We start from the raw sequence: 26,816 nt of genomic DNA, 5'->3' as shown, positions 1-26,816 counted from the left end.
AAAAGCTGAGATTGCTTTTTCACTATTTTCTTTGAATCATTTAACATCTCTTAATAATACACTTCATCTAGAAAAAGCGCATGTGCGGGAACTGTCTCGCCTGCTTGCTGTCTGACTTTCGTTTCAAAAATCGTATCGATCAAAGATAAATCAGCTTTACCTGAACCAATATCTAAAATCGTTCCCATTAAGATCCGTACCATTTTATACAAAAAACCATCTCCTACAAATGTAAAATGAAGCATATTGCCTTCTTGTTGGACCGATAATTCTTCAATTGTACGTACTGTTGATTTTTTTGTTTTTTTCAATGCTGAAAATCCAATAAAGTCATGTTTTCCTTCTAGTTTCCGACAAGCTTCTTCCATTTTCTCCAAATCAAGTGCCTTCGGATAATCAAAACTATGGTTTCTTTCAAACACTGTTGGAATCGGTGCATTCCAAACGTAGTAACTATATTTTTTCCCTTTTGCATTATATCTAGCATGAAAACGTTCAGGTACTTCTTCCACTTTTTTCACCACAATATCTCTTGGCAAATAACGATTGAGGAAATCCAGCATCTCCATTCGACTCATTGTACTAGCTGTTTTGAAGTTAGCTACTTGACCTCTGGCGTGTGTCCCAGCGTCTGTTCGACCAGAACCGATAATCTCAATCGTTTCACCGGTCATTTGCGAAATGATCGCTTCGATCTTTCCTTGGATCGTTTTTTCATCATTACCAAGTCGTTGCCAACCAGAATATCTTTTTCCATCATATTCGATCGTTAATTTTATATTTCTCATGTATTCTCCTTCTATTGGATCAAATGATCCATTGTTTTCATTTAGTGTCAGTATAGCAGATAACACCAGCTTCTTCTCAAAAAAAAACGCAATCCAGAAATTTCTCTGTTTTGCGTTTTTTTCTTTTATAATTTTGATCAACCTAAGAATTTGAAGACTTCTTCCCGGTCGTAAAGTTTTAAGACTTTTTCAAATACCAATTGCGTAAATAAAGCAGCCGCGACTGGTACGACGAACCAACAAATCAACACCATCACGATATTTAGTCCAGCATCTAATGAAGCAAGAGGGCCAACTAAACCAACGATCCCAAAGCCCGCAGAAGCTGGTGTTCCTGATACAGAGAAAAGTGCAACAGGTATCGCTGTGATAACCGCACTTACTAAACATGGAACTAAGATGATCGGTTTACGGAATAAGTTCGGCATCATCATCTTCATCGCACCTAACGCAATCGCAATCGTGACACCTGATTTATTGACACGCCAAGAATTGACGATCAACACAAAGGTTGTTGCTGCAACACCCATAGCAGCAGCACCAGCAGAGACACCGTCTAACTGGATTGCTAAACCAATCGCCACTGTTGAAATCGGTGAGATGATCAAAAAGGCAAATGAACAACCGATCAAAATAGACATCAAAAGAGGTTGCAATGTCGTGAAGTTATTGATACCTTCACCGATTGCAGAGGTGATCGCTGTCACATAAGGGAATAAATAAAACCCAATAAGACCTGCGCCCACACCGACTACGATTGGTGTCAATACGATTGCGACTGACCCAAAACGATCGCCGATCAATAGGATCAGACCAACAGCAATCGCTGCAGTAATCATAGTATTGATGATATCTCCTGTACCTGACCCTACATATACACCTGCTTCACCAAGGTCTGGCATAAAGCGGACAACACCAGAACCGACAAATGAAGCACCAGCTACTACCATCATTTGCATCGGATTAAACCCAAATTGTAACCCGATCAAACCACCAATGATCAACGGAGTCGCTAATTGGAAGATCACAGCTAGTTGTGCGATCGTCACAGCAACAGGATATTCACTGAAATACTTTAAAATAGCTCCTAAAACAGCATTTGGAATCAGTCCTACGATGATCCCTGTTGCTGTTCCAGCTAATACTTTGTTCAAAAAAATTCTTGGCGTTAATTTATTCGTCGTATCCATTTATTTGTTCCTCCTATTTCGCCTGTAAAATCTGTTCTTTTGCATGCACGAGCGCTGTCAAAAAGTCACAGTAAGGCGTAGCGATCCCGTATTTCTTTCCTTTACGTGAAATCGCACCGTTGATATAGTCGATTTCTGTCAATCGGTTGTTTTTGATCAAATCTTGATGCATCGATGGGAAATGCATACCGATCGTCTCAGGATCAAAACAAGTTTCACAGTGTGCGACTGCTTCTTCCACATCCAAATCAATATTTTCGGCTTTTGCTACTTGACCAAATTCATTTACGATAGCAACAACCATATCATGAGCCGTAGAAGTACGACCAAGTCCTGCCATGTTCACGTCTAAAATCGTACATAAGCCGTTCATTGTGCCATTGACACAAGCTTTACGATAGATCGAGTAATGGATATTACTTGAATACTTCGCATTCAAACCCGATTCAGCTAAAGTTTCTGCCAATTCTTTCGCAGCTTCTTCTTGTCCGTCTCCTAAGTTTTGTAGTTCTACTGAACCACTACCAAATAATTTCACACGTCCAGGACCTTCTAGGCCTGCCGTCCACATTGTATTACCAATAAAAATATTTTTCATTGGTACAAATTTTTCAATAATATCTTCATGGCCGATTCCGTTCAATAAACAAAGGACTTTTGTCTCATCTTTGATCATTGGACGAATATCTTCCAACATTTTTTCTAGTTGCATTGCCTTCGTGAATAAGACGATCAAATCAACTTTTTCTACGTCATTGATTTCTGATTGAAGAACGACTGGGATATCGACAACGATGTCCTCACCGTTAAAGTTAGCTTTCAATCCGTTTTCTTTGATCGCTTCTACATGGTCTTTCCAACCATCGATCAATGTCACGTCATTTCCACCTTTTTGCAACATGAGTCCAAACCGACTCCCCATTGCACCTGCACCAGCAATTGCTATCTTCATTTCTTTGTTCTCCCCCTTTAATTTGGTTATACGACGAATAAGCAAATAATTCCCCTTACGATCATTCAATCATTCACAATGTCCGCTAGTTATGACTGATTATTCGCTTGAAAAACTATTTTACTTGACTCATTTTCCCATTTCCTTTAATTTATTTCAAATAGCCTGATTGATTGCTCACAAACGTAAGCGTTATCTAATCATTTTAAGCCCAATTGGATGGGTTGTCGCACGACACTAAGGAGTATTATACACTAAAAACAGCCCGTTTTTTTAATATAACCCTAATTTTTTTTGTTAATTTTCAAATCAATTATGTTATATAACTAATCAGATACGATTGTGAATCACCACACGATATTATCCGAAAAATAGGATATCTGGTACTTTATAGACATATATTTCGCTAAAAAGTCTATTCCTCCTATTTGTTACAAAAAAAAAGCAGCTACCAGAAAGGATCACTGGCTTGCTGCTTTTCATTACTTAATCTTGTCTATTTTTTCTTCAATCAGGGTGCCGCATCAATCGATTGATATGCACACCTAGATAGGTGACTTCCTCTTTCGTGATTTCCTGTTGGATCATTTTCTGGATATATTGCCTTACTTTGTCTGCATTTTCCATCGCCAATGGATACAAGGTACACATTTGCTGATATAGACCATCATCTTGTCCATCCAGCATCTTATTCGCAAACAACCGTTCAACGAAAAAACGAACATGAGTAATAAAACGACTATAATGGATCGAGTCTGGAGCAATGTCGATCCGAATCGAATATTTTACTAAGTTGACGATGCCACCAATCATTTTCGCTTGCTTCATACTATCGGTTCCCTGACTTTCTTGAGACAATGAATTAATGACATGAAAGGCGATATTTGCCGCTTCTTCAATGGGTAACTCGACATCGGATTTTTCATTGAAGATCGTTAGCGCTTGCTCGGCTGCTTGATATTCTTCCGGATAGTAATTCTTGATCTCCCAATATAACCGGTTAGTGATGATGATTCCTTTGGTCATACGTTCAACTGAAAAATGTAAATGATCAGGTAATGTTAAATAAATACTAGAGTTTAACCGTTTCCCTAGTCGTTTTTCCATACTAGAGACCATTGCTTTCGTTAATTCAAAATAGGTCAAAGGAACCTCTTTGATCAAATCTAATAATTGCATGGCTTTGCCTTCATCATAGGGCAGATAGATTTCATCAATCGAATCATCCGAGATGATCTCACCGGGCTTTTTGCCAAAACCAATCCCTTTTCCTAAAGCAATCATTTTTTGCTGATTGCTGTCGATCAATACCACACTGGAGTTAAGCACCTTTAGTATTTTCCTCATGATAGCCTCCTTCGGTCAAGGTTACTCCTTGAACGCATCGAACAGTTCCTTCACTCGATGGATCGACCGTTCGTTCTAATAACTTCTTTATACCAGTAAAATGAATCTTTACGCAAGCGATCATAACTTCCATTTCCTTCATCATCCGCATCTACATAAATGAATCCGTAACGTTTTGACATTTGAGAGGTTCCGGCACTGACTAAATCAATAGGTCCCCAACTTGTATACCCAATCAAATCAACCCCTTCATCGATGGCTGCTTTCATCGCTTTGAAATGTGCAGTAAAATAAGCGATTCGATAGGGATCATGGATTTCATCGTCAATCACTTCATCAAAAGCTCCCATGCCATTTTCAACGATCATCAAGGGTACTTGATAACGGTCATATAATTCTAGTAAAGAAATTTTCAAGCCTAAAGGATCAATTTGCCAACCCCAATCTGTCGCTTCTAAATAAGGATTTTTAACACCCAAAACGGTATTCCCCGGTGTCCGCTCTGCCTTTGGATCTGCGGATTCACACATAGACATATAATAACTAAACGATAAGAAATCTGCCGTATGTTCTTTCAATAATTCTTTGTCACCAGGTAGCATGTCGATTGTGATATGACGGTTGGCTAAGTCTTTCAACACGAGCGGCGGATACATACCTTTCACTTGAACATCCGCATAAAAATGATTGTTCATATTCTTTTTCAATGTTCGTTCCACATCTTCTGGTCGACTCGTCAACGGATAGGTCATCAATTTGGTCAACATACAACCAACTTGGCTACCAGGGATCTTTTCATGGCAATGTTTCGTTGCTAAAGCTCCTGCTACAAATTGATGATGTAACGCTTGATAGATAGATGCTTCAATTTTGTCTGGTTCGATCGTATCAGTCAAAATCCCGGCAGTCGTAAATGGGTGTCTAAAAATACTATCCACTTCATTGAACGTCAACCAGTAATGAACATACTCCCCAAATTCATCAAAACAAGTATCTGCAAATCGAACAAAGTCATCCACCACACTTCGTTGAATCCAACCGTTGCCTTTCATCGCTAATGCTAATGGCATCTCATAATGAGACAAGGTCACAATCGGTTCGATTCCTAAGCGCTTCATTTCTTTAAAAACTTCTTTGTAAAATGAGACACCTTCAGGATTAGCTGTCTTTTCATCCCCATTTGGAAAGAGTCGGGACCACGCAATCGACAAACGTAATGTAGTAAACCCCATTTCTGCAAATAACGCTAAATCCTCTTTGTAACGATGATAGAAATCGACCCCTCGTCGTTTAGGGAACCACTTGTCTGTAGGGTCGGCTATTGCTTCTTCTACTTTTTCGATCGTCACACCTACATGAGCTGCGTAATCTTTGTTGTCTACATTGGGTTTGTAGGTTGCAACATCGGCCACAGATAACCCTTTTCCACCAATATTCCATGCTCCTTCTACTTGGTTTGCTGCAATTGCACCTCCCCATAGAAATCCTTCGGGAAAACCTGTTTGTGTCATATCCATTTTTCTATTCCTCACTTTCATTTTTTCATTTTGCTAAAGCAGAAATCATCAATAACTCAGTATTGGGTGTCACTGATTGATTTTCTACTTGACGATCAATGTGATACTCCTTCTGATTGGTCACGACCACCACAACGACTGGATCAAATCCTGCTTGTTTGATTTTTTCAATATCAAACTCAAGTAAACGCTCGCCTGGTTGCACCATCTGCCCTTCTTGAACAAGGGCATGGAAACCTTCACCTTGTAACTTGACTGTATCGATTCCTACATGAATCAGTAATTCTACTCCGCTCACCGTTCGTAACCCGATTGCATGACCTGTCTCAAATAGCATGGTCACTTGTGCTTCTTCAGGAGAAAAAACAATACCTTCTTCTGGAATGACCCCGACACCTTCGCCAACCATCCCACTAGAAAAGACATCATCTGGGACTGTTTCAAGAGGAATCACTTGCCCTTTGACTGGGCTCACGATACCCCAAGTTCCTCCCCTACGACTCTCGTTCTCTTCTTGTGTGGTTGCTTCTTCTTGATCTTTAAAAAATACCAAGCCACCTACAAACGACACAACAAAAGAAAGAGCTGTACAGACGAATGCCCAGACAAGATTCATCGGTTGATCTGCACTGGCAAACATAGTGATACTCGCAATCCCTGGTCCAACCAATGCGAAGGCTTCTAAAGCCATGATTCCGGCAAATATCCCGCCGATGAAACTAGAAACCATCACGATACTCAATACCCTTTTGTGTAAGATCGTGACCCCATATAATGCGGGTTCAGTGATACCAAACAAAGCTGAGATTCCTGCAGAAATCGCTGTTTGTCGCAATTTCATATTTTTTGTCTTTAAACTTACGGCAAAACATGCACCAGATTCAGCGATATTGTGAGCCAAAGAAGCCGGTAAATAGAGCATCTCTTTTCCTAACTCTCCCATTGAAGAAACAGCATAAGGAATCATCGCTTTGTGCATGCCAGTAACGACCATCAATGGTAGAACTGCGGCAAGTAAGCCTGTTGCTAACCAGCCTAATCGTTGATATAACTCGACGATCAAATACGAGAATGCGCCACCAACGTTATATCCTAAAGGGCCTAAAATCAGCAGTGCAACTGGAACAGTCACTAATAAAGCAACCATCGGAACAAAGAAAATACGAATCGGCTTCGGAGAAATCTTCGTGACATATTTTTCGACGATACTGTAAAACAACACCGTTAAGATTGCTGGGAAGACTTGAGAAGCATACGCAATATTTTCAATTGAGAACCCTAGAAAGGAGGTTCCGTCTGCTAGAAGGGTTGCCATCTCTGGTAAAAGCAAAGCACTCACTGCTGAAACAGCTACGATTTCATTGACTTTTAGCTTTCTTGCTGTCGTCATCGCAACTAAAATCGGTAAGAAGTAAAGAGGCGCTCCTCCGATCAAATTCAATAGCAGGTAAGTAGATGAGTTTGCATCCATCACACCCAATAAAGATAAGAGCAGTAAAAGTGATTTTAAGACACCGCCACCTGCAATCGCGGGAATCAACGGTTGAAAGACTGAAATGATAAAATCAAGTAAAATTGTGCCAACAGGTTTCTTTTCTTTGTTTATGTTCTGATCTGCAGAGATTTCTCCGATCAATTTGGCTAATTCGTCATAAACTTCCACTACTTCATTCCCAATGATTACTTGGAATTGAGCATTGCTACGAACACCGATGACCCCATCTAAGCGTTCTAACTCTTCACGATTTGTTTGTTTGACATCTTTCAACGTAAAACGAAGCCTAGTTGAACAATGTTCCAAATGAATGATATTTTCTTTTCCGCCAACGAATTGTAAAATATGCTTTGCTAAAGTTTGATAATCCATTTTTTCCACTCCTTCTTTCGTTTTCCTTTTTCGCTGCGCAGACAAAAAAGAAAAAAGCAGGCAAGACCATAAGAAATAACAACAAAGGATTCTTTGTGTGTCTTTCTTTAGGTCCTGCCTGCTTTACCAGTCACATGCCTGTTTTATTTACATTTACTATAACAAGTATTTTTTAAAATTGCAACCCCTTTCTTTTTATTCATTTAGCCACGGTTAAAAATCTCATAATCGATTTCATCGACTGATTTTGCCACTAGGATCGCTGAATACACATCAGAATTGACATTCAAAATCGTGCGCAACATCCCTACTAACCATTCGACACCGCCAAAAATGGCAATACTTTCAATAGGTAACCCCATTTGCGGCACGATGATGGCTAAAGAAACTAGCCCCGCACCAGGAACTACCGCATTGGCTAAAGAAATAAAAGTAGCTAAAATCGCAAGATAGACCATGGTCGTCCATTGAAACTCTACTTGGTACATCTGAGCGATCGTGATCACCGTCAGTGCCATGTGCATTGCTGAGCCATTACTGTTCAATGACATCCCTAATGGTAAGACTAAGTGACTGATTCGCTTACTCAACCCTAATTTATGTTGTGCTTCTTCTAATTCGATTGGTAAAGTGATGGCTGAAGAAGTCGTTGCAAGCGCCATGATCGACATATTCTTCATATTCATGATCAATTTTAACGGATGTAATCGGCCGTATATACTGACAACAACTAACCATCCCAGTAAGAACAATACTGTAGCTAAGCTATACACCAGTAGATATTTCACCATTGGCAGAATGACTTGTGCGCCTAATTGGCTGATACTGCTACTCACCAAGGCAAATATCCCAATAGGGGCAAAATGCATCACATACTTGATGACTTGGATAATCACTTCGTTAAAATCAATGATTAGTTGAAACAACTTCGATTGGGGCTGTTTTTGTCCATAGTGATTCAAGGCTAGGCCGAAAAAAATCGCGAAAACAATGATTTGGATAATCGAACCTTGCGTAAGGGAGTCAAAAATATTTTTAGGCACAAACTGGAGAAATGTTTCTTGGATCGACAGCTCTTGCGCCTCGATCGTAGGACTTAATCGCTCTATATGTTCCATGCCAGATCCAGGCGTAAACAAAACAGCCAATAACACACCCCATAAAGCTGCCAATAAGGAGGAAATCCCAAAGATGAGCAAGGTGCGTGTCCCAATACTTGCTAATTCCTTCAAATCAATACTACCTAAAGCTTGAATGATCTGACCAAGGATCAATAATGGAATCGCCATCTGCATCAGTCGTAAAAATACTTCGCCAATCGGTTTTAACACAGACGCACTCATAGGCCAGAACATCCCCACCAGAATACCTAAAGCCAATGCAAGGCTAATTTGAGTGATCATGGCATTTTTTTTCATCACTCGTTACCTCGTTTGTTGAATCACTGTTCCCGCACCTTCAGTCAAATGGTTCAATTTTTCAATGGAAGTAATGACTGCTTGACGTTTTGGATCACTTGCAACAAAACGGACCGCTGCCTCTACTTTTGGCAACATACTTCCAGCTGCAAAATGACCACCAGCTACGTATTCTTTTGCTTCTTCGGGAGTCATCGTCCCTAAGGCTTGTTCTTCTGGTTTTCCATAGTTGATATAGATATGCTCGACACCAGTTAAAATGATCAAACGATCGGCACCCATAGCGTCTGCCAATACGGCTGCTGAGAAATCTTTATCATTGACAGCTTCCACGCCTTGATAAAGCCCAGATGATTCAATCACTGGGATACCACCACCACCTGCACAAATCGTGACAACATTAGCTGCTACTAATGCTTGGAGTGCTTCTTTTTCCACAATTTCTTTTGGTTGAGGAGATGCAACGACTTTACGGTAGCCACGTCCTGCATCTTCCACGTATGTTCCTTCATTCTTTTGTACCGATTTTTTTGCCTCCTCTTCTGTATAAAATGGTCCAATCGGTTTCGTTGGCTTCTGAAACGATGGATCATTCGGATCAACTAACACTTGTGTCACGATGGAGACGACCGGTTGGTTGATCCCATGTTGCGTAAACGCATTGGTTAACGCTTGTTGTAACCAATAGCCAATACTTCCTTGCGTCATTGCGACACATGTATCCAAGCTCATTGGAGGATTTTTTGCGCTTATTCCTGCTTGTTGCTGCAATAATAAATTGCCAACCTGCGGACCATTGCCATGACAAAGAATGACTTGTTCTCCTTGTTCAACAAAAGCTGCGATAGCTTCAGCCGCCTGTTCGACTACGGCTTTTTGTCCTTTATCGGTTGGATCAGTTTCTAAAATAGCATTCCCACCTAAAGCAATCACATTTAATCCCATGTCTTTCCTACACCTCTTTCTATTACTTCAGCGTTTGTGTACGATCCTCTTTTGCCAATAGGGCAAAGAGAATCAACCCGATGATCAACAAGACACAAGAGAGGTAAAAACCAACTTGCATCGAACCTGAAGTATCTGCTAAATAACCAGTAACGTAAGGCGCTAAAATCGATCCTGACATCCCGATAAAATTATACGCACTTAACGTCGTTCCTAAGGCTGCTCTTGGTGCATGTTTCGTGACAAACGTCACCATGATCGGGTCAAGTGCTAATTTCCCAGTCAATCCATAAAGAATAAGCACTGTGATCAATAAGGTACGATTGGTAACAAAAGCGATAGCAAAAACCGAAACGATTGCTAATGGAACCAAAACAAACACTAGTTTCTTCGTCGCTCCTGTCTTATCATTGACCCGTGCAAAGAGTAAGGCGCCTGGTATCGATGCCCAAGGGACTAAAGAAGAAATAAAGCCGACACTCGCTCCAGTAAATCCACGTTCTGCAATCAAAAACTGCGGCAACCAAGTGAGAATCACAAAATTAGCATAAATGCTGGTAAAACATAAAATAAAGGCTGCTACTAAGTTACGATTTGTAAAAATCTGCTTCAAAGAAATTTTTTCTTTTGGACCTTCTTCCACTTCCGCTTCTTCACCCGGACGGATCACTTTTTCTTTCAACAATACATAAAACAAAATGCCGACAATCAATGTAGGGATCGCCATAAGATAAAAAGGTTTGCTCCAATCATCTCCGTTTTCTAAGACCAATTTACTTGATAGAAGATAACCGCCTGATGTTCCAAAAGCCATACCACTATTAATGATGGCATTTCCAATCGTCCGTTTACTCTTTGGAATCGCTTCTGTCGACAAGGCAAACTGTGGACCGTAGTAAGCACCTTGCCCGATCCCAGCGATGGCACGAATCACTAAGAATAAAATAAACGTCGTGGCTAATCCGGTGAAGTATGTCGCTACTGCCAAAAGTAAAAATCCCACTGTGATGACTAACTTTCGTCCAATTTTGTCTCCGACGATCCCAAAAGGAATCTGAGCGATGGCATATGTCAGAAAGAAAATACTATTTGCTAAGCCTAATTGCGTATTGCTTAAACCGAATTCTTCCCCGACCACCCCCATGATCGGGTTGAAAATCGTTCGTGTGGCATACATCAAGATCCAACCAATAAAAAAGATTGCTACTACTTTGATCCAGTAAGTATCACTGACTCTTACTGCTTGTTTTTGTTTACTCGCTTCCATGTTTCACCCTCACTTTCTTCTCCTTCGATTGCTTGTAGCGCCAACCAAATACCAAAAGCTAGATCCTTTCCCGAAGAATGACCGATTCTCATGATTTTCTCTAACTGTTCTTCTATTTTCCCCTCTTGATTTTGTGCTAAGTCTGAAAATAATTGATACACTAGTGAGTTGGCGTACCCCTTTGTCGCACAAGTTAGATACGCTTGACTGATTGCAGTCGTTGCCGTTTGGGCTTCTCCCAGAGCAACCGCTAGCGCGATTCCTCTGGGATCTGAAACAGTCCCTAAAACAAGCTGATAGCCCATCAATAGGTCATCACCACTAGGCGTCAACCCTTTGCCTCTGCCTAAAAGATAACCAACGACTTCTTGCCATTCAGTTGTCGTCCACTCTCTGTTTGGCTGTGCCATTCGAGCAAACAGCGTGGATGCACGTTTATCTACCGGTAACCCGATTTTTGTCTGCCAGTTTTTTTCAGCCAAAAATGGTTTCAATAAAAGTAGTTGTTTTTTTGATAGCCCTAACGTGAAGACGTTGAGAGGAACCAGCCGACACGGTTTTAATGTCACTTGTCTGACACTTGAAATACTGTAAATCGTCAATACATCATCATTTATTTTTACACGATTTCCTGTTTGAAGAGCCGAAGCAAGTGTGTTAAATCGATATTCAGGAAGATTGATACCAAAACTAGATAGATAGTCATGAAAACAGGCGATATTGATCAATTGTTGCTTTATTTCAACATTAAAGGAATGCTCAAATACGCTGTGGATCACACCTATTTTTCCAAATTGCAAAAGTGGAGATAAATACTCGCTCATTTGAATTTCTTGATTACTCAACGTTGATCCCTAGCTCCTTAGCATAGGCCTCTAAGGCTTGTTCAAAGCAAGCGAGTGGTGCCCGAACTGTACCTGCGCCAATTTGCCCCACTCCAGCATTTTTGTGCGCGATTCCAGTATTTATAACAGGAGTGATTCCTGTTTCCACCACTTTGCGAATATCGATTCCTAAGCAAGTTCCTTGAAAATCCCAAGTTGGTATCGAAAACGTTGGGTTATGCCCTTCGCAGATTTTCGCCATTTCATTTGAGGTTGCTAACGCATCTTCAAAACCACCTGCGCCAACAAAACGGGTCACACCTGGTGCTGCCACCATGGCCATTCCTCCTACACCGACAGTTTCTGTGATAGCACTATCGCCAATATCGGGATTACCATCTTCTTCATTGAATCCTGTAAAGTACAAGCCCTTTGGTGTGTTTACAGGCGCTAGATGCCATGTATCGCCTGTTTCTGCGATTCGAACACCAAAATCAACACCATTACGTGTCATCGTTGTCACGATTGTTCCTTTAGTCCCTTGGCGCGCACCATCGACGATTGCTTTTCCCGTAGCCATCATGATATTCAAGAAAAATTGATCCGTATCTGCTAAGAACTTGATTACATCATATTTTTGTTCTTCAGGAATCTCCGTTTGAATGATCAATGGAGCGATTTCTTTCAGGAAATTCAAAGAAGCAGCAATATTTCTTTGATGGAATTCATCCCCCATCGTAATCGACCGAGCGATCAAAACATTTAGATTCAATCCTTCCTCGGTGAATGCCAACGCTTGATGAATTGTTGGTCCTAGTACTTCTTTGATCCAATCTAAGCGATCAACGACTTCTTGGGAATACGCACCAAAACGTAATACCTTACCGATACCTTCATTCAAGATACAGAAGGCTTGATTGCCTTCTTTCCGGTTTTCAACAATGAAGACCGGCATATCACCAGAAGTGATCCCTCCCATCGGTCCTACTGCTTGTACATGATGACAAGGAATGAATCGCACTTCATTTGCTTCAAAAAGTGCTAATGCTTCTTCTTCGTTTTCTGCCCAACGTTCGAATAACGCTGCACCTAGACACGCGCCTCGCATCGGTCCGGTCATCGCCTCCCAAGTGATTGGCGGACCTGCATGCAATAGTGTTTTTTGCTTTGGATCATTTAATTCAGGAATCACCGTTTTTGCAGGGACCACATCGACCAGAAACGGCTGTGCGTTCTTGATTTTTTCTGTCACTTTCTGATTTTCTTCGTCAATTTGCTCCTGATGCTCTTCCAACGCATCTAAAATTTTGATCATTTTCTTGTTACCGCTTGCGCGAGGCCGCCAATCCAACTGGACTGTTTGTCCACCATAGGTGACAATCGATTCGGTGAAGCTTTTCAAACCGACATTCACTACACGCGGTTTCGTCGTCAATAATTCCATGACTTGCTCACTCGGTTGTGGTACAGCAACTGTTTTTCCATCATATGCTAAGACTTCTTTATCTGCTTCAGACAATCTGATGCCTTTTAACAACAATGCCAGTTGAACCGCTTTAGCATTACTCTCTGCGACAAAAACACCTGCTTCTTTCAACCGTTCCACTGATTTTTGGTAGTCTTGTGGATCATTCTTCGTCCCACAGACTGTCGCCACGAAATAAAGTTCACGTCCTGCTTTTTCCGCTTCTGACTGCGCAGATTGGAGCGTTGGTAACAATGCACCCACCATGTCTTCATGTGCACCATATCCTAAAACAATATCAAATAAGATGACGCCAGTTTCTTCTTCCTTGGCGTACTCTTCTATTTTGTGGATCCGGACTTCCGGATCGATCATTGGATGTGGTTTCCCTTGTGTATAACGATCATCTCCTAAATCAATCACTTCATAACCTTGAGATTTCAAGATGTACCCATCTTCTTTGACCAGACCACCTAAATCTAATGCTTCTGAAATCAGCATGCCTGCTTCAGCTGCGAGCGTTCCTCCAGAATATAGCCCTTTGACGACTTTTTCTTTAGCAAGCGTCAAGACATCCGGTTGTTCTAGTGCTTCAAAGTAATTTTTTTTCACTGTTGCTTCGTTTGCTAAATCTACAGCGATACGGGCAGTTTCCTCTAACGTGTGTGCCAGATAGACTTTTCCTTCGTGATTCGTTGGTTTTTCTCCTAAAAATATAGCGACGACTGGTTTTGAAATACTCTGCAATAATTGCACTACTTCGTCACGTACCTCTTTTGCAGGTGGCTTAGAAATCACACAGATCACATCTGTTGGTTCATGGTTTTCAAGTGCCACGATTGCATCTTTGACCGTTATTGCTCCCACCTTGTCGCTCAGGTCACGACCACCGGTACCAATAGCATGAACCACACCTCCACCTAGACGATCAATGATTGTCGTCACTTCTTGGATACCCGTACCAGATGCACCAACTACGCCAATATTTCCAGGTGCGACAACATTCGTAAAAGCAATTGGAATACTCGATAAAATACCTGTCCCACAATCTGGCCCCATCATCAGTAATCCTTTTTCATGCGCTAGTTTTTTCAGACGGACTTCATCTTCGATCGCAATATTATCCGTAAATGAAAAAACATGCAGATTATTCTTCAACGCACGTGCCATTTCTGCTGCGCCGTATTCCCCCGGAATACTAAACAAGGCGACATTTGCATCTGGTAATTGTTTCAATGCTTCTTTCCACGTGGTCACTGATTTATTCGGTTGCGCTGTCTCTTTTGCTGATAGATCCGCTAAAAAATCATCAATCATTGGCAGTACCTTTTCCATGATTGATTCATCCTCACTCTCTACCACGATCATTAAATCGTTCGCAGACGCAGTTTGTGCCTTTTCTGTTAAAAGTGACGTGTTATTCAAAATATCTTTATTAGCATCCGTTCCCATCATGATCTGGCTCATGTTGACTTCCTCAAGCGAATTGATTTGATTAGTCAATAGCATCAAGTTGATGGAATCTTGATAATTATTTGGTAAAACAACCGTTTCTAACATAATGCCCCTCCTTATTCATTCTTACACTGTCATTGTAGAAGATTAAGAAAGTGTTTTCATCGGACGTATTTCTAAAAGAATGCTATACTTTTTATCCATAAAAGGAAAAAAGGAGAATATGATGAAATTAAGGGAGTTATTATTGCTAGGTGAACTAAAAAAAGGGAAGATTCTAACGAATGAGATCGGTTTAGATAATGAAGTCGAAACTGCAATGGTCTTAGAAGCCATTGATATCGAAAATTGGAGTAAACAAAATCAGCTGATCCTGACCTCGTTTTATGCATTGAACGACTTGTCAGAAAAAGAACTGGAAGATTTTTTCATCAAGATGTGTCAAATCGGGATCAGTGGTCTTGTGTTAAAAACCGATCGTTTTATCAAGGTGATCCCCGAATGGTTTATTGCATTGTGCTTCAAATATGAAATCCCATTGATCAAAATCAGCCAAGAAATCAGCTATGAAAAAATTCTATTAACGATTTATGAGCCGTTACTCAATGCACATGCCCATACTTTACGAACCTACTATGAAGCACGCCAAAGATTCAACCGTCTAGAAAAGCAGTTTTCTTCTTTAGAAACGATCATGCAAGAGTTTTATCAAATCATCGAACTTCCTTTTTCCTTAAAATTGCTTGATAAAGAAATCGAAATTTGCGAAGGGCTGGTTCCAACCGATGCCATCGTACTCTCACGTGAATCGCTACCGCAAACAGATTTCATGAAAAACGATTATTCTTTACTGACACTTTATGCTCAAACAGACTCGAAAAAACGCTATGCATTAGAGATTGCGATTTTCAATAACTACTCTCTCAATTGCTTATTGCTTGTTTATCTGAACAACCAACAAATCAAAGAAACCGACCTAGTCATTATCGAAAATGCCATTGACGCCTTGCAAGAAAAATTCAATACAGAAAGCCTATTGAAAAAAGAACGTTATACCCGTTTAAATAATTTAGCTGATGCGATTTTACAAAATACACCACGAAATCCTGAAGAATTAGATAGCTTGCTACAAGAAGCGCATATGCAGTCAAAAGATACTTACCAGACAATCGTCTTTTCAACTAAAGAGATGCAAACGCAATTAATGAAAAATCGCATCCTTACACTTTTACGGACACTGAAAAAAGAGGCGATTTTCTTTGACCAACATCAATATTCAGCTGTTTTATTCAACTTTGCTCAATCGGAAGGGCCTATCACTAAAGATCAGATTTCACGTCTGATGGTAGAAATACTCGCAGAAAATGAACAAGTAACCTTTGCCATCAGCCAAGCAAAACCACGACAAGAAATCAAGGAATTGTTGTTTGAATGTTTGGATATTTTGAATTTCAATACCTCATTTTACAACGGTCCTGTTGTGACATCCGAAGATATCGGCATATTCAAACATTTTATTCGAGAAAATCAGATAGCAACATTGCAAGAAGCAATCCCTCGAAAATTGGCGCAGTTGGCTCAAACAGACTATGACTTATTTGAAACTTTTTATTGTTTTTTACAACACAATCGCAACTACAAACAAACAGCAGAAGCAATGTTTTTACATGCTAAAACGATTCGTTATCGTCTCCACAAAATTTCCGATTATTTATCAATTGATTTAACAAATCCGTTACAAATGGTCAATCATGAGATTGGCGCCTATATTATCAAAATGAGGAGACAGGCAAATGAAAGAAACCAAACAACTACTCGATGACATTACAGTAACCATTTATCTTGCTCAGAGCGATACACCAAAATATATCCTTTATCTGCATGGCGGCGGATTGATTTACGGATCAAAAGGTGACATACCCCATACACTAAAGGATCTCTTTCTAGCTCATGGCTATACTCTACTAACTCTTGATTACCTGTTGGCACCAAATACATCTGTAACAGAAATCATTGCAAAACTAAATGAAAGCTTTGATGTCTTAAAAAAGACAATCATCCATGAACACCCCTTTGGTATTTGTGGACGTTCTGCGGGAAGTTATTTGATGTTCCACCTAACCAAATATTTGCTTATGGATAAAAGGATTTCACCCAATTTCTTAATCAATTTTTATGGATATACTGATTTTGAATTTCTGAAGAAACAAACCAATCCCACCACACACACATTAACAGAAGAAATGCTTATAGGCATTGATCAACAAACACCCACGGCAGACGATCCACTGATGGGTCGCGCCTTACTTTATCACTACGGACGACAACACGGGATCTTAGCCGATTACTATCACTTACCGAAATCACTGGATTGGTCGGATTATGCCATTCGTGAAAAAGAACTTGCAGCTTTTCCTCCTTGCTATAGTACCGCCAGTACCTCAGACCAAGAAGTACCTTTTGCTTCAAGTAAAAGGATAAGCAAACAGATCTCGAATAGTCGATTCAAACCTGTTTATGATCTAGAACATGACTTTTTGAAACAAACAAACGAGCCACAAGTCCAAACAGTCTTAAAGAAATTATCAGATTGGTTATCCACCAAAGAGTCGCTTTGACATATGGCACGGAAATCCAGTAATAAAAATAAAAAAGCCTATCTCTCAATAAATAGGAGGATAGGCTTTCACTTTTTACGATTCATTCAAAACTTGAATCAATCAACTAGATATTAATTTTTATTGATCATTCGCCACTCGCCACTCTAACTCGTCTAACAGCGGCGTATAATCCACTTTGGAAAAATCAGTCACATCGAATGTATAAAGCGTTCCAAGTTCAAAGTGTTCATACTTTCGATCATTTATAACAGCTCTAAATTCTTCTTTGGTAATATGATTGGTTCCTAACGATCGATCGTCCAACGTATCTCCATAATGATAATGGTCCATAATATAACTCAAATGACGTTCAGGATCGCGATCTCTTTTATAACGTCGTTGCCATAGTACATCAAAGTCTGCGTGCAAGCGAATCGTGATCACTTCATAGCCATATTTTTTTGATAACGCTTCTAATGGTCCTTTTTGTTTGTCACTGAAAGGATACTCTGAAACAATCACTTTCTTCCCTGCTTCCATGTACAGTTCCAATGCCTGATAAAAGAATGGATACACCTTGTTTTTTTCTTGCTCTGCTCGTTCAGCTAAATTATCGAACCCAATTGATTCAGCGTAATACTCTTTGACTTCATCTAAGGTAAGACGATACATCGTTGGAAACCGTTCGAACAGTCGTTCCATCAAATAGGTTTTCCCTGTCCCAGGACTTCCTGCCAAAAGAAACAAATATTTTTTCATTTTAGCTCTTTCCTGCATAGATCTCACTTCCTGTATTCAAAAACAAGCCGATTTTATGTTTGATGATTGCCTTCACTGCTTCATTGGCTGGGATCACGTTGTGGCGTAATGATCGGCTGACTTCTGTTTCACCAAAGCTTTCTTTTGCGGTTTTCGTCCAGTTGACAAGTAGCTCTGTCCCAACATTGAATTTACGGATTCCGTGATTGATCAACTCTGGATAATCTTCCTCTTTCACTCCAGTACCACCGTGGATGACCAAGGGAACATCGACTACTGCGTCGATTTCTTTCAGGAGTGGTAGATTGACTTCTGTTTTTGATTTGAATTGCCCATGATTTGTTCCAATAGCAATTGCTAATGCGTCTACTTCAGTTGCTGCTACGAATTCTACCGCATCTTCTGGTTTGGTATACACTTTATCATCTTCTGCCACATGGATTCCTTCTTCCGTCCCACCAATCGTTCCTAGCTCCCCTTCCACTGAGACACCACGAGCATGGGCGTATTCAACGACTGCTTTTGTTTTCAAGATATTCTCTTTAAAAGGTAAATGGGAACCATCATACATCACCGAAGTATAACCGCTATCGATTGCTTGCTTGATATCAGAGAAATCACGCGCATGGTCCAGATGAAGGACAGCATCCACCATTTCTTCTTCAGCGATCGTTTTCACTACATTGACTAAGACATTCATCCCAATATATTTCGCCGTATCCACACTTGTTTGGATAATGATCGGCGCACCCATTTCTTTCGCTGCTCGTAACATTTCTGGCAACATCTCCAAGTTATGCGCATTGAATGCGCCCACGGTAAAATTCAAAGCTTCTGCTGTTTTTGTTACTTCTTTTAATGTCGTATACATTTTTTATAGCCACCTTTATTCTTATTTATTCCCTGTAATCGTGAGTTGTTTAGCAATTTGTCGCATCTCGTCCATTTTCCCCATATAATGATCAATTCCTTGATCGTTCCCAGCTCGTGCAGCTTCTGCTCTTTTTGCATTATATAAAGACATCAACTTCTTGTACCCATCATTGATACTTTTCTTCAGTGATAAACTTTTTTCAAGCTGTTCGATTGCCTGATCGTTATCCCCTAACTCAGCGAGTTTTAGTCCTACTTGTTCAAAAAGAACAGCTAGTTGGTCTGTTTCTTCTGTCTGGTCGATATCTTTCTTGAGTCGTTCGATTGCTGTTTGAAGTTCTTCTTTTTCTTCGCTGGAAAGCGTCTGTATTACTTCAGGTTGCTCTTTTTTCTTTTTCAAAAAACCAAACATCATGATCCCTACTTTCACATTAGAATGCTTTTAAAATCGGACTTAAGATCCAAGCGTAAAGTAGCGCTACCACTACTGTGTCGACATCTGTCGCTGTCGCACTAACAAATCCCATTGAATTGAAAATCGTTACTAGTAATGCTGGCAACAAGGTAATAAAGAAACCATGAGCGATCCCGCCAATGATTGCTCCTCGTCGTCCACCAACTGCATTACCAAAAATACCCGCTGTCCCCCCAGCAAAGAAATTCGTCAACATCCCTGGCAGAATCATCGCTAATCCAAACATCGGTAATGTAAACATCGCAATGACCGTACCGATCGTTGTGGTGATGAACCCTAAAATCACTGCATTCGGGCTATAAGGGAAGAATACCGGACAGTCTAACGCTGGGATCGCATCAGGAACTAGTTTCATCGCAATCCCACGAAACGCTGGAACAATTTCGCCTAGTAATAAGCGTACCCCTGAAAGTAAGACGTATACACCGACAACAAACTGGATAGCTTGTAAAAAGGCAAACATGATGTAGTTTTGGCCCCCTGATAGCTCAGCCGCAAACGTCTCTCCTGCAAACAACACAGTCACGATATAAAGAGGTACCATCACCACCATGACCGATAGATACGTATCTTGTAAAAATTCAAAGTGAGCAGGCAATTTGATATCTTCAATCGATTTCTTGTTCTCGCCTTTTTCACCAAAAATTTTTGCTACCCCAGCCTCAAATAAATAACCGATCGTACAAAAATGCCCTAAAGCAATATCGTTTGAACCGGTGACCTTACGTATGATTGGTTGCGCCATCGCTGGCATCGCAACAGCAAAAACTGCCCCAATGAAACCACCAACTAAAATCAAGACAAATCCACGTAACCCAGCAAAGTACCCAAATACAGTGGTCATCGTCGCCATCCATAAGATTGCTTGACCAGTCAAGAAGATATATTTCCATTTGGTAAACCGTGCCAGTAAAATATTGAAGACAAAAATAGCTAAAAATGTTAATGCGATGTCTCTACCTAGACCAAGTTCATTCATTGCTTGACCATTGATTGCTTCAATTGAAGGAATGATCCCTTCCATTTGGAACCCTTCGGTAAAAATTTGCCCAAAATACGTCAAACTACCGACGATGATACTCGAACCCGCACTTAAAACTTGAAAGCCTAGCAATGTTTTCAATGTACCCGAGATAATCTGACCCGTTGATTTCTTTTGCAGAATCAGCCCTAACATCGCAATCAAGGCAATCGTGATCGACGCTTGAGTCAAAATGTTTTCGATAATAAAATTGATAACGCCCATGTTTTCTCCCCCTATTTTTCTTGATTAGATAGCTCCCTTACTTTGTAAAACTGGTGTTAACTTCTCTTCGATCTCAACTTTTGAGACGATATTTTTCAAGTAAATCATGGCTGTTGTCGGATCAATGGTAAATTTCTCAAATTGTGAACGAAAATTCTCTGCGGTAATGATCACATCCGGCTTCATCGAAACGGCTGACGAAATATCACAATGATCCAGCTTAGCTGTCACTCCTAATTTATTCAATACATCTTCAGCTGACATTTGAGCGGCAAAACTACTTCCTAACCCTGCGCCACATACAAATAAAATATTCAATTTGTTCATTCCACTCTCTCCTTCTATCTACTTAAATAGTAGTTTTTTAAATGAATCTACATTAGGACTTTCGATCAAACGAGTCAATTTCGTTTCGTCATTGATCAACTCGATCAACTCTTTCATGATCGTTAAATGAGAATATGAATCCACCGCTGCTAAGCAGAAAATGATTTTAACCGGATCCATCTCTTCATTGCCAAAATCAACTGGCTGACGAATCGTCGCGACACTCACCCCTAACTTATTGACGCCATCTTCTGGTCTGGCATGGGCTAATGCCAGATGCTTGCCAATAACGATATAGGCGCCATACTCTTCTACTGCACGGACCATCGCATCAACATAACTTGACTCAACGATATTTTCTTTCAACAATGGTTTAGCCACTCGTTCAATCGCTTCTTGCCAATTGTCTACGTGTTCTTGGATCAATATATGATTATCTGTCAAAATGTCTTTTAGCATTGGTTGGATCTCCCTTTTATTGATTTCTAAATGATTTTGCTCAAATAATGTTTCTAATTTGGTGTAGATTGGCCGATCGATCTTGCCTCCACTTTCTTCCACGATCCGCAAGACATCGGTAAATAATTCTGTTTGCCCACTCTCTGTCGGAATCAGTCGTTGGACCTTTTGGTGAGCGTTTAAAAAATCTGCAATGATCGGACGATTCGCATCGGTTAAAATAGGCTCCAACACGAGCAACGGCTTGTTCTGATCTGCTAATTGGAACGTACTGAAAATCAAGTCGACATCTAACTTATCCACCAACTCCGCTTCTTTAGAACTCAATACCGCAACAACTTCAATTTGTGGGAACTTCTCTTTTAAATTTTCTGCTAATAGATTGCCTGTCGCCAGTCCATGGTGACAAACCACCACTGATTTATACATGTACGTGACATTCTGTTTGATCGTGCTAGCAACCGTCGAAAAATGGATCACTAGAAAAGCAAGTTCATCTTCGATTATCTCTCCCCCAATGACTTCCTCGATTGTTGGGACAAACAACTCAACGGCTTCATAGATGGGGCGGTAATTGGCCCGAATATTTTCTTTCAAAGGATTCGTGACTTGGATTCGATGTTTGATGCGAATGATCAAAGCTGTCATATGTTTATAAAGATTTTCACACAGGATTTCTTCTTTTAAGTGAAATGGGATACGGGTCTGTTCCTCGACGAATTGGATCAGTTGGATCGTCAACAGTTGTGCTTGGACCCATTCCAACGAATTACTGATATCTTTTGAACTGAATGTCTCGATCGTAAAACGAAGGTAGTTTCTTTCAACCGGCGGAACGTCTGTCAAACGAAACTCAGCGATCACCTTTTCAATAAAGTCAGTGAAACCGTCTTTTTTTTCGTTACTATTTTTCCAATTGATGGCTGCAATAAGTTCATGCTTTCTGACTCGCTGGACCCAAATCATCGTAAACAGCAACAGTTGATTTTTGTAGATATCATCTTCTTGTCTGATCATAGTATCTGTATAGATGGCTTCGAGCTTTACAATCTCCGAAGGTGGAAAATACTGTTGGAAAATTCTTTGAGCCGCAGTGATTTTCGTACCATTTCTTGCTGAAAAATCAATTCTTCCTAGATTCTTATTGATCAAGTCATAAATCATCGTGCGGATGGAGCGCTCCGCTCCTTTATAGACTAATCCCTGTCTACCAAAACTCACGATCTCGATACCGTATTTGATCAAATCCGCTCGCAAACGACGCATATCTTCGTCCATCGTACTTTTCGAGATCATGAATGCTTCTTCCTTACGATTCAAATAAACTGGCTGTTGCTCATAAGCAATTGATAACACTAAATCAAAGGTCCTCTCGTCACGATTCAACAACTCCTCTTGATAAGTCACCAATGCTTCTGCCAGTCTTTTTTCTTCCTCATCGCTTAAACGCAATAGAAACCCTTGCTTACGAACCGTTTGGATCTCTGCCAGCTGATTGGCTCGCAACCAACTATTGGCATCCAACACATCTTGACGAATCGTTCGTTGACTGACTTGGTACTCTAACGCTAATTGTTCCGCTTTGATTGGATAATGATATGCTCTAAATCTTTGAAGTAACTCAATCGTTCTCGTTTTCATATGATTGATTTTCCTTTCTGAACCAAGTATATGTTGGCGCTTCCAAAATAAAAAGTAGAGATTTCTGCCAATTAAGTTGGCAGAAAAGTAAGAACACCTTTATAAATTTTTTTAAGCAAGTTAGTAACAGAAGCACCTACTTTCGAGAAATAAGCCGCACAAGTCGAAAATAGTCTCTCCTATTTTTGGCTTGCGCGGCTCATTTTCTGAAAAAAAAACTTCAGGAAGCTCGCTTATTCGATTGTTTAGAAATAACCCTTTCGCTCAACCAAACAGCTATTTTGTCACTCGTTTTAGTTGGTTGATACCTACTGATACGATCGTTAAATAATTGAAGAAGTAACTCAATCTTTGACAAAAACCTAGTTTATCCAATAGTGGAAGGTGATTCAGCACTGGGATCCTTGCCAGTCCGTAAATCATCGCACTCAGCAGACTCAAGCTTATTAAGACGATATACATTCGACTGATTGGCTGATTCGCTTCTTTTCGATAGAGCAATAAAGCAAAAACCGGAAATAAAAGAAAGCCACTATAACCTAAACTAGAACCAACATTATGTACCCACGTTGAGAAATCCCACGAAGTAGCTTGGGTGTTAAGACTAAATAATCCTGTAAAAAGGCAATCGCCTATTGCATAGAAACCTAGTGAAATAATCAACCATTTCGCTAAATGAGTAGATACTTTTTCAAACGAAGAATACAATGCAGGTAAGGATAAGATAAAAAAGATGCCTGAAAAAACAGAACAAACAAGAAAGAATGTTCTCACTGGACTTGTGACGTCACCGAATACACTGATTGGCAGCCTCAATTGATCTAAGCCTGGATAGAACAAGCCCAAAATATAAGGTGTCGAAAAATCACTCAACACTCCTAGAAATAAAAAATAAAGCCCATATCGTCGTAAAAAATCCATGTACTCCTCCAAAACACTTTTATTCTTATATACAGAATAACATTTTCAATTTAATTGCAAAACAAAAAATCCTATTGATTCTGTCACACTCAGTGAGTTAGGATCAAAGGATTTTTTGCTTTGACATAGCTTATTTACTATATTCTCAAAAAAGTTATCTTTTTAAAATCAATGGCTCACGACGCGCTAGTTTAAGTGAATGGATAATGAATGACCTCTTTGTACGTTTCAAATAATTCAGCATTCAATTGATCGCCACCATCTATATTGGCAGAATAGAAAATCGGTGGATGTTTCACTCCCTCAGAAATCAACTGTTCACAAACTTCTACAATGATCGTATTGAGAATGGACGCTCCAATCACCGTAGAAGAAGGCCCGACCTTTTGTGATAGACCTGTTAGTTCACAACACGCATCTCCGATATCGCCGTGGTTATCGATCACGATATCCGCAATTTCAAATAATCGTTTCCCTGATGAATGGCGACTAGTTACAGATTTCGAGTAGGATACATTTGTTAGTGCGATGATTTTTACTCCTTTTTCTTTTGCCACTTTAGCTAAGTCAATAATGATCGGGTTTCTGCCAGATACTGAATGAAGAATCAATACATCATTTTCTTTAAAAGGAATCGTTCCGGCTATGGCCATTCCATAGCCTTCTAATCGCTCCATTTGACTCGTAAAGGTTACTGGATTTCGATCCAACATCACTTCTCGTCCAAATATTGCATTGATCGTCATCATTCCTCCAGCGCGGTAATACATTTCCTCTGCTAAAATACCCGCGTGGCTGGCGCCAAAAATATAGATCGAATGTTTTTGTAAATTTGCTTGCGTCAATAATTTAATTGCTTCTCCAATTGATTGCCTTTCTTTTTCTTCGACAATTGTTAATAGTTCTCTGATTTTATCCATGTAACGAAACATTTAAAACCCTCCAAACAAACTGCTGATTCCTCGTCCAATCATTCCCCACAATGACAAATCGTTTCCGCCAAAAATCAAGATCCAACTTTGGATCGTTGTACTGAAAATCATGGCAGAAAAACCAACTAAAGCAACCATTGCGACAGATGCTGCAATCGTTCCGAGAACTGCCCCACGAAAACCGCCTTGGCCTTCACCAATGACTGCAGCTCCACCACATTCAAAGAAACTTGTAATGACCAATGGTACGATCAGTACACCAAATAACTGGAATGAATTTGCTAAGACAACTAAAATCGTTGAAGTGATCATCGCAACGATAAACCCAATAATGACCGCATTCGGACGATAATTGAATAGAATCGGGACATCAAAAGCAGGTTTCGCACCTGGTACCACTTTTTCAGCAATCCCTTGGAAAGCTGGAATAATTTGATTAATCAATAAACGAACACCATACAACATGATCAATAATCCAGCACCGAAATTCAACCCAGCTTCAATGGCAAACATAACAAGATTCCCACCTTCTGGAATCAAAACTGGTGCGATGATCCCAACTACCACATTCATAAGAAACATGACCAGTGCACCCGTTATCGAAATTTCACGGAAAAATGAAAGGTTCTCTGGAACATTGATATCTTCTGTCGATTTTTCTTTATTTCCCACACGCTTTGCCACAAATCCTGAAATCAATGATAAGATCCCTGTCGGATGACCGATCAAGAAAGAATCATCACCGGTAGCATCCCAAACATATTTGCGCATGATCCATGGCATGAATGACCAATAGCAAGCAGACAATAATGCACTGATCCCAATCAGTAAAGCGTCAGTTAGACCAGCCTCTACTCCGGCAGCTACAAATACAAATGGGAACCACCACAGCATATGTCCAGTCAGAAAAATCGTTTTGACTGGTGTAAACCTAGCAATCAACAAATGGATGATCAATCCTAAGAACATGGCTAAACCGACTGTACCACCGTATTCTGCTGTAAAAGTCACATCAGATAACCCTTCAGTAACTTGCACACCTAATTGTGTCTGGACCGCCGTATTGATAGGAGCTATCGTCCCTACCAACATATTTACCCCAGCCGTTAACGCCACCATCCCAAAGGCTGCGGTCAAGGAACCTTTGATGATTTCTGAAAATGACTTTCGTTGGATGATCAAACCGATCATCGCGATCAGGGCTAAAAGAACAGGTGGATTTTTCAAAATATGATCGCTAATAAAATTCATCAGTCTAGCCCTCCTTGTTTGCTAAATATTGTTCTAATTGTGCTTTCACTTCATTTGTATCCATATATTTTTTGATTGGATAAACAGGCGCTTTGACCGAAGCTTTCAGTTCTGGTAGTAATTCATTACTAGTAAAATAAACATCTGCTTGAGTCGCTTTTGCTGAGGATAAATCAGTATTCTCTACTGTAGCTTTAAGACCTAACTCTTTGATCACCTTATCAATCGACATTTTTAAAACCATTGAACTTCCAACACCAAATCCACATACTGCTAAAATTTTCATTTTTTTCTTCC

23 protein-coding genes are annotated in these 26,816 nt (G+C 40.1%); 2 read left to right on the top strand and 21 right to left on the bottom strand.

The window, feature by feature from the left end; all coding sequences use genetic code 11:
• Positions 1 to 50: 50 nt before the first annotated feature.
• The 11 genes from truA to fdrA all read right to left on the bottom strand — a co-directional run bounded on the left by truA (position 51) and on the right by fdrA (position 15,140).
• On the bottom strand, positions 51 to 788 hold the full coding sequence (gene truA / locus IGK77_RS01665; RefSeq protein WP_074799635.1) for a tRNA pseudouridine(38-40) synthase TruA: 738 nt from the start codon (positions 786 to 788) through the stop codon (positions 51 to 53).
• 137 nt (positions 789 to 925) lie between these two features.
• Positions 926 to 1,978: a PTS transporter subunit IIC gene (locus IGK77_RS01660; RefSeq protein WP_071866187.1), complete on the bottom strand. Its 1,053-nt coding sequence runs from the start codon at positions 1,976 to 1,978 to the stop codon at positions 926 to 928.
• A gap of 13 nt (positions 1,979 to 1,991) precedes the next feature.
• The gene (locus IGK77_RS01655; protein ID WP_019722895.1) at positions 1,992 to 2,930 is read right to left on the bottom strand and encodes a 2-dehydropantoate 2-reductase; all 939 of its coding nucleotides are present in this window, start codon (positions 2,928 to 2,930) and stop codon (positions 1,992 to 1,994) included.
• A gap of 507 nt (positions 2,931 to 3,437) precedes the next feature.
• Positions 3,438 to 4,277: a PRD domain-containing protein gene (locus IGK77_RS01650; RefSeq protein WP_074799634.1), complete on the bottom strand. Its 840-nt coding sequence runs from the start codon at positions 4,275 to 4,277 to the stop codon at positions 3,438 to 3,440.
• A 50-nt stretch (positions 4,278 to 4,327) separates the two neighbouring features.
• Positions 4,328 to 5,788: a glycoside hydrolase family 1 protein gene (locus tag IGK77_RS01645; RefSeq protein WP_074799668.1), complete on the bottom strand. Its 1,461-nt coding sequence runs from the start codon at positions 5,786 to 5,788 to the stop codon at positions 4,328 to 4,330.
• Between the two features lie 31 nt (positions 5,789 to 5,819).
• Positions 5,820 to 7,661, bottom strand: a complete 1,842-nt coding sequence (locus tag IGK77_RS01640; protein WP_074799633.1) for a beta-glucoside-specific PTS transporter subunit IIABC — start codon at positions 7,659 to 7,661, stop codon at positions 5,820 to 5,822.
• Positions 7,662 to 7,864: 203 nt separating this feature from the next.
• Positions 7,865 to 9,079, bottom strand: a complete 1,215-nt coding sequence (locus tag IGK77_RS01635) for a dicarboxylate/amino acid:cation symporter (RefSeq protein ID WP_074799632.1) — start codon at positions 9,077 to 9,079, stop codon at positions 7,865 to 7,867.
• A 6-nt stretch (positions 9,080 to 9,085) separates the two neighbouring features.
• Positions 9,086 to 10,024 carry a carbamate kinase gene (gene arcC / locus IGK77_RS01630; protein WP_074799631.1) on the bottom strand — a complete coding sequence of 313 codons (939 nt, stop codon included), beginning with the start codon at positions 10,022 to 10,024 and terminating at the stop codon, positions 9,086 to 9,088.
• A gap of 22 nt (positions 10,025 to 10,046) precedes the next feature.
• A complete protein-coding gene (locus tag IGK77_RS01625) occupies positions 10,047 to 11,291 on the bottom strand; it encodes an MFS transporter (RefSeq protein WP_074799630.1) in 1,245 nt (414 codons plus the stop codon).
• Positions 11,261 to 12,136 carry a DUF2877 domain-containing protein gene (locus IGK77_RS01620; protein WP_074799629.1) on the bottom strand — a complete coding sequence of 292 codons (876 nt, stop codon included), beginning with the start codon at positions 12,134 to 12,136 and terminating at the stop codon, positions 11,261 to 11,263. Before IGK77_RS01620 ends, IGK77_RS01625 begins: the two co-directional genes overlap by 31 nt.
• Positions 12,129 to 15,140 (bottom strand): DUF1116 domain-containing protein, encoded by a 3,012-nt coding sequence (gene fdrA, locus IGK77_RS01615; RefSeq protein WP_074799628.1) that lies wholly within the window; start codon positions 15,138 to 15,140, stop codon positions 12,129 to 12,131. Before fdrA ends, IGK77_RS01620 begins: the two co-directional genes overlap by 8 nt.
• A gap of 121 nt (positions 15,141 to 15,261) precedes the next feature.
• Here fdrA and IGK77_RS01610 point away from each other — a divergent pair, with 121 nt between their 5' ends.
• Together IGK77_RS01610 and IGK77_RS01605 are read left to right on the top strand one after the other, a co-directional pair.
• On the top strand, positions 15,262 to 16,857 hold the full coding sequence (locus tag IGK77_RS01610) for a PucR family transcriptional regulator (protein ID WP_074799627.1): 1,596 nt from the start codon (positions 15,262 to 15,264) through the stop codon (positions 16,855 to 16,857).
• Positions 16,829 to 17,653 carry an alpha/beta hydrolase fold domain-containing protein gene (locus IGK77_RS01605; RefSeq protein ID WP_074799626.1) on the top strand — a complete coding sequence of 275 codons (825 nt, stop codon included), beginning with the start codon at positions 16,829 to 16,831 and terminating at the stop codon, positions 17,651 to 17,653. Before IGK77_RS01610 ends, IGK77_RS01605 begins: the two co-directional genes overlap by 29 nt.
• A gap of 120 nt (positions 17,654 to 17,773) precedes the next feature.
• Here IGK77_RS01605 and IGK77_RS01600 read toward each other — a convergent pair whose 3' ends face one another.
• From IGK77_RS01600 to IGK77_RS01555, 10 genes are all read right to left on the bottom strand, one after another.
• Positions 17,774 to 18,394, bottom strand: coding sequence for an AAA family ATPase (locus IGK77_RS01600; protein ID WP_074799667.1), 621 nt, complete (start codon positions 18,392 to 18,394; stop codon positions 17,774 to 17,776).
• Between the two features lies 1 nt (position 18,395).
• Positions 18,396 to 19,265, bottom strand: a complete 870-nt coding sequence (locus IGK77_RS01595; protein WP_074799625.1) for a class II fructose-bisphosphate aldolase — start codon at positions 19,263 to 19,265, stop codon at positions 18,396 to 18,398.
• Between the two features lie 21 nt (positions 19,266 to 19,286).
• Positions 19,287 to 19,679 (bottom strand): hypothetical protein, encoded by a 393-nt coding sequence (locus tag IGK77_RS01590; protein WP_074799666.1) that lies wholly within the window; start codon positions 19,677 to 19,679, stop codon positions 19,287 to 19,289.
• A gap of 19 nt (positions 19,680 to 19,698) precedes the next feature.
• Positions 19,699 to 20,988: a PTS sugar transporter subunit IIC gene (locus IGK77_RS01585; protein ID WP_074799624.1), complete on the bottom strand. Its 1,290-nt coding sequence runs from the start codon at positions 20,986 to 20,988 to the stop codon at positions 19,699 to 19,701.
• Positions 20,989 to 21,012: 24 nt separating this feature from the next.
• Positions 21,013 to 21,315 carry a PTS sugar transporter subunit IIB gene (locus IGK77_RS01580; RefSeq protein ID WP_010736508.1) on the bottom strand — a complete coding sequence of 101 codons (303 nt, stop codon included), beginning with the start codon at positions 21,313 to 21,315 and terminating at the stop codon, positions 21,013 to 21,015.
• Between the two features lie 18 nt (positions 21,316 to 21,333).
• On the bottom strand, positions 21,334 to 23,415 hold the full coding sequence (locus IGK77_RS01575; protein WP_074799623.1) for a BglG family transcription antiterminator: 2,082 nt from the start codon (positions 23,413 to 23,415) through the stop codon (positions 21,334 to 21,336).
• Between the two features lie 276 nt (positions 23,416 to 23,691).
• Positions 23,692 to 24,336 carry a DUF998 domain-containing protein gene (locus IGK77_RS01570; RefSeq protein WP_071866180.1) on the bottom strand — a complete coding sequence of 215 codons (645 nt, stop codon included), beginning with the start codon at positions 24,334 to 24,336 and terminating at the stop codon, positions 23,692 to 23,694.
• A 191-nt stretch (positions 24,337 to 24,527) separates the two neighbouring features.
• Positions 24,528 to 25,268 carry a sugar isomerase domain-containing protein gene (locus IGK77_RS01565; protein WP_074799622.1) on the bottom strand — a complete coding sequence of 247 codons (741 nt, stop codon included), beginning with the start codon at positions 25,266 to 25,268 and terminating at the stop codon, positions 24,528 to 24,530.
• Entirely contained in the window at positions 25,269 to 26,519 is a 1,251-nt protein-coding gene (locus IGK77_RS01560; RefSeq protein ID WP_074799621.1) for a PTS ascorbate transporter subunit IIC, read from the bottom strand.
• Positions 26,520 to 26,523: 4 nt separating this feature from the next.
• Positions 26,524 to 26,805 (bottom strand): PTS sugar transporter subunit IIB, encoded by a 282-nt coding sequence (locus tag IGK77_RS01555; RefSeq protein WP_023518991.1) that lies wholly within the window; start codon positions 26,803 to 26,805, stop codon positions 26,524 to 26,526.
• Positions 26,806 to 26,816 lie beyond the last annotated feature (11 nt).

It is taken from the genome of Enterococcus sp. DIV0806c (assembly GCF_051710905.1).
GTDB classification, from domain to species: Bacteria; Bacillota; Bacilli; order Lactobacillales; family Enterococcaceae; genus Enterococcus_B; species Enterococcus_B mundtii.
Note: the sequence above shows the minus strand (reverse complement) of the source record. Positions and strands in the feature narration are given on the sequence as shown.

Coding starts and splice junctions, on each gene's coding strand:
- IGK77_RS01585 (WP_074799624.1), bottom strand. CDS start 20,988: ATGGGCGTTATCAATTTTATTATCGAAAACATTTTGACTCAAGCGTCG.
- IGK77_RS01565 (WP_074799622.1), bottom strand. CDS start 25,268: ATGTTTCGTTACATGGATAAAATCAGAGAACTATTAACAATTGTCGAA.
- IGK77_RS01650 (WP_074799634.1), bottom strand. CDS start 4,277: ATGAGGAAAATACTAAAGGTGCTTAACTCCAGTGTGGTATTGATCGAC.
- IGK77_RS01660 (WP_071866187.1), bottom strand. CDS start 1,978: ATGGATACGACGAATAAATTAACGCCAAGAATTTTTTTGAACAAAGTA.
- IGK77_RS01645 (WP_074799668.1), bottom strand. CDS start 5,788: ATGACACAAACAGGTTTTCCCGAAGGATTTCTATGGGGAGGTGCAATT.
- IGK77_RS01600 (WP_074799667.1), bottom strand. CDS start 18,394: ATGAAAAAATATTTGTTTCTTTTGGCAGGAAGTCCTGGGACAGGGAAA.
- IGK77_RS01640 (WP_074799633.1), bottom strand. CDS start 7,661: ATGGATTATCAAACTTTAGCAAAGCATATTTTACAATTCGTTGGCGGA.
- IGK77_RS01655 (WP_019722895.1), bottom strand. CDS start 2,930: ATGAAGATAGCAATTGCTGGTGCAGGTGCAATGGGGAGTCGGTTTGGA.
- fdrA (WP_074799628.1), bottom strand. CDS start 15,140: ATGTTAGAAACGGTTGTTTTACCAAATAATTATCAAGATTCCATCAAC.
- truA (WP_074799635.1), bottom strand. CDS start 788: ATGAGAAATATAAAATTAACGATCGAATATGATGGAAAAAGATATTCT.
- IGK77_RS01590 (WP_074799666.1), bottom strand. CDS start 19,679: ATGTTTGGTTTTTTGAAAAAGAAAAAAGAGCAACCTGAAGTAATACAG.
- IGK77_RS01560 (WP_074799621.1), bottom strand. CDS start 26,519: ATGAATTTTATTAGCGATCATATTTTGAAAAATCCACCTGTTCTTTTA.
- IGK77_RS01635 (WP_074799632.1), bottom strand. CDS start 9,079: ATGAAAAAAAATGCCATGATCACTCAAATTAGCCTTGCATTGGCTTTA.
- IGK77_RS01605 (WP_074799626.1), top strand. CDS start 16,829: ATGAAAGAAACCAAACAACTACTCGATGACATTACAGTAACCATTTAT.
- IGK77_RS01625 (WP_074799630.1), bottom strand. CDS start 11,291: ATGGAAGCGAGTAAACAAAAACAAGCAGTAAGAGTCAGTGATACTTAC.
- IGK77_RS01555 (WP_023518991.1), bottom strand. CDS start 26,805: ATGAAAATTTTAGCAGTATGTGGATTTGGTGTTGGAAGTTCAATGGTT.
- IGK77_RS01595 (WP_074799625.1), bottom strand. CDS start 19,265: ATGTATACGACATTAAAAGAAGTAACAAAAACAGCAGAAGCTTTGAAT.
- IGK77_RS01575 (WP_074799623.1), bottom strand. CDS start 23,415: ATGAAAACGAGAACGATTGAGTTACTTCAAAGATTTAGAGCATATCAT.
- IGK77_RS01610 (WP_074799627.1), top strand. CDS start 15,262: ATGAAATTAAGGGAGTTATTATTGCTAGGTGAACTAAAAAAAGGGAAG.
- arcC (WP_074799631.1), bottom strand. CDS start 10,024: ATGGGATTAAATGTGATTGCTTTAGGTGGGAATGCTATTTTAGAAACT.
- IGK77_RS01570 (WP_071866180.1), bottom strand. CDS start 24,336: ATGGATTTTTTACGACGATATGGGCTTTATTTTTTATTTCTAGGAGTG.
- IGK77_RS01580 (WP_010736508.1), bottom strand. CDS start 21,315: ATGAACAAATTGAATATTTTATTTGTATGTGGCGCAGGGTTAGGAAGT.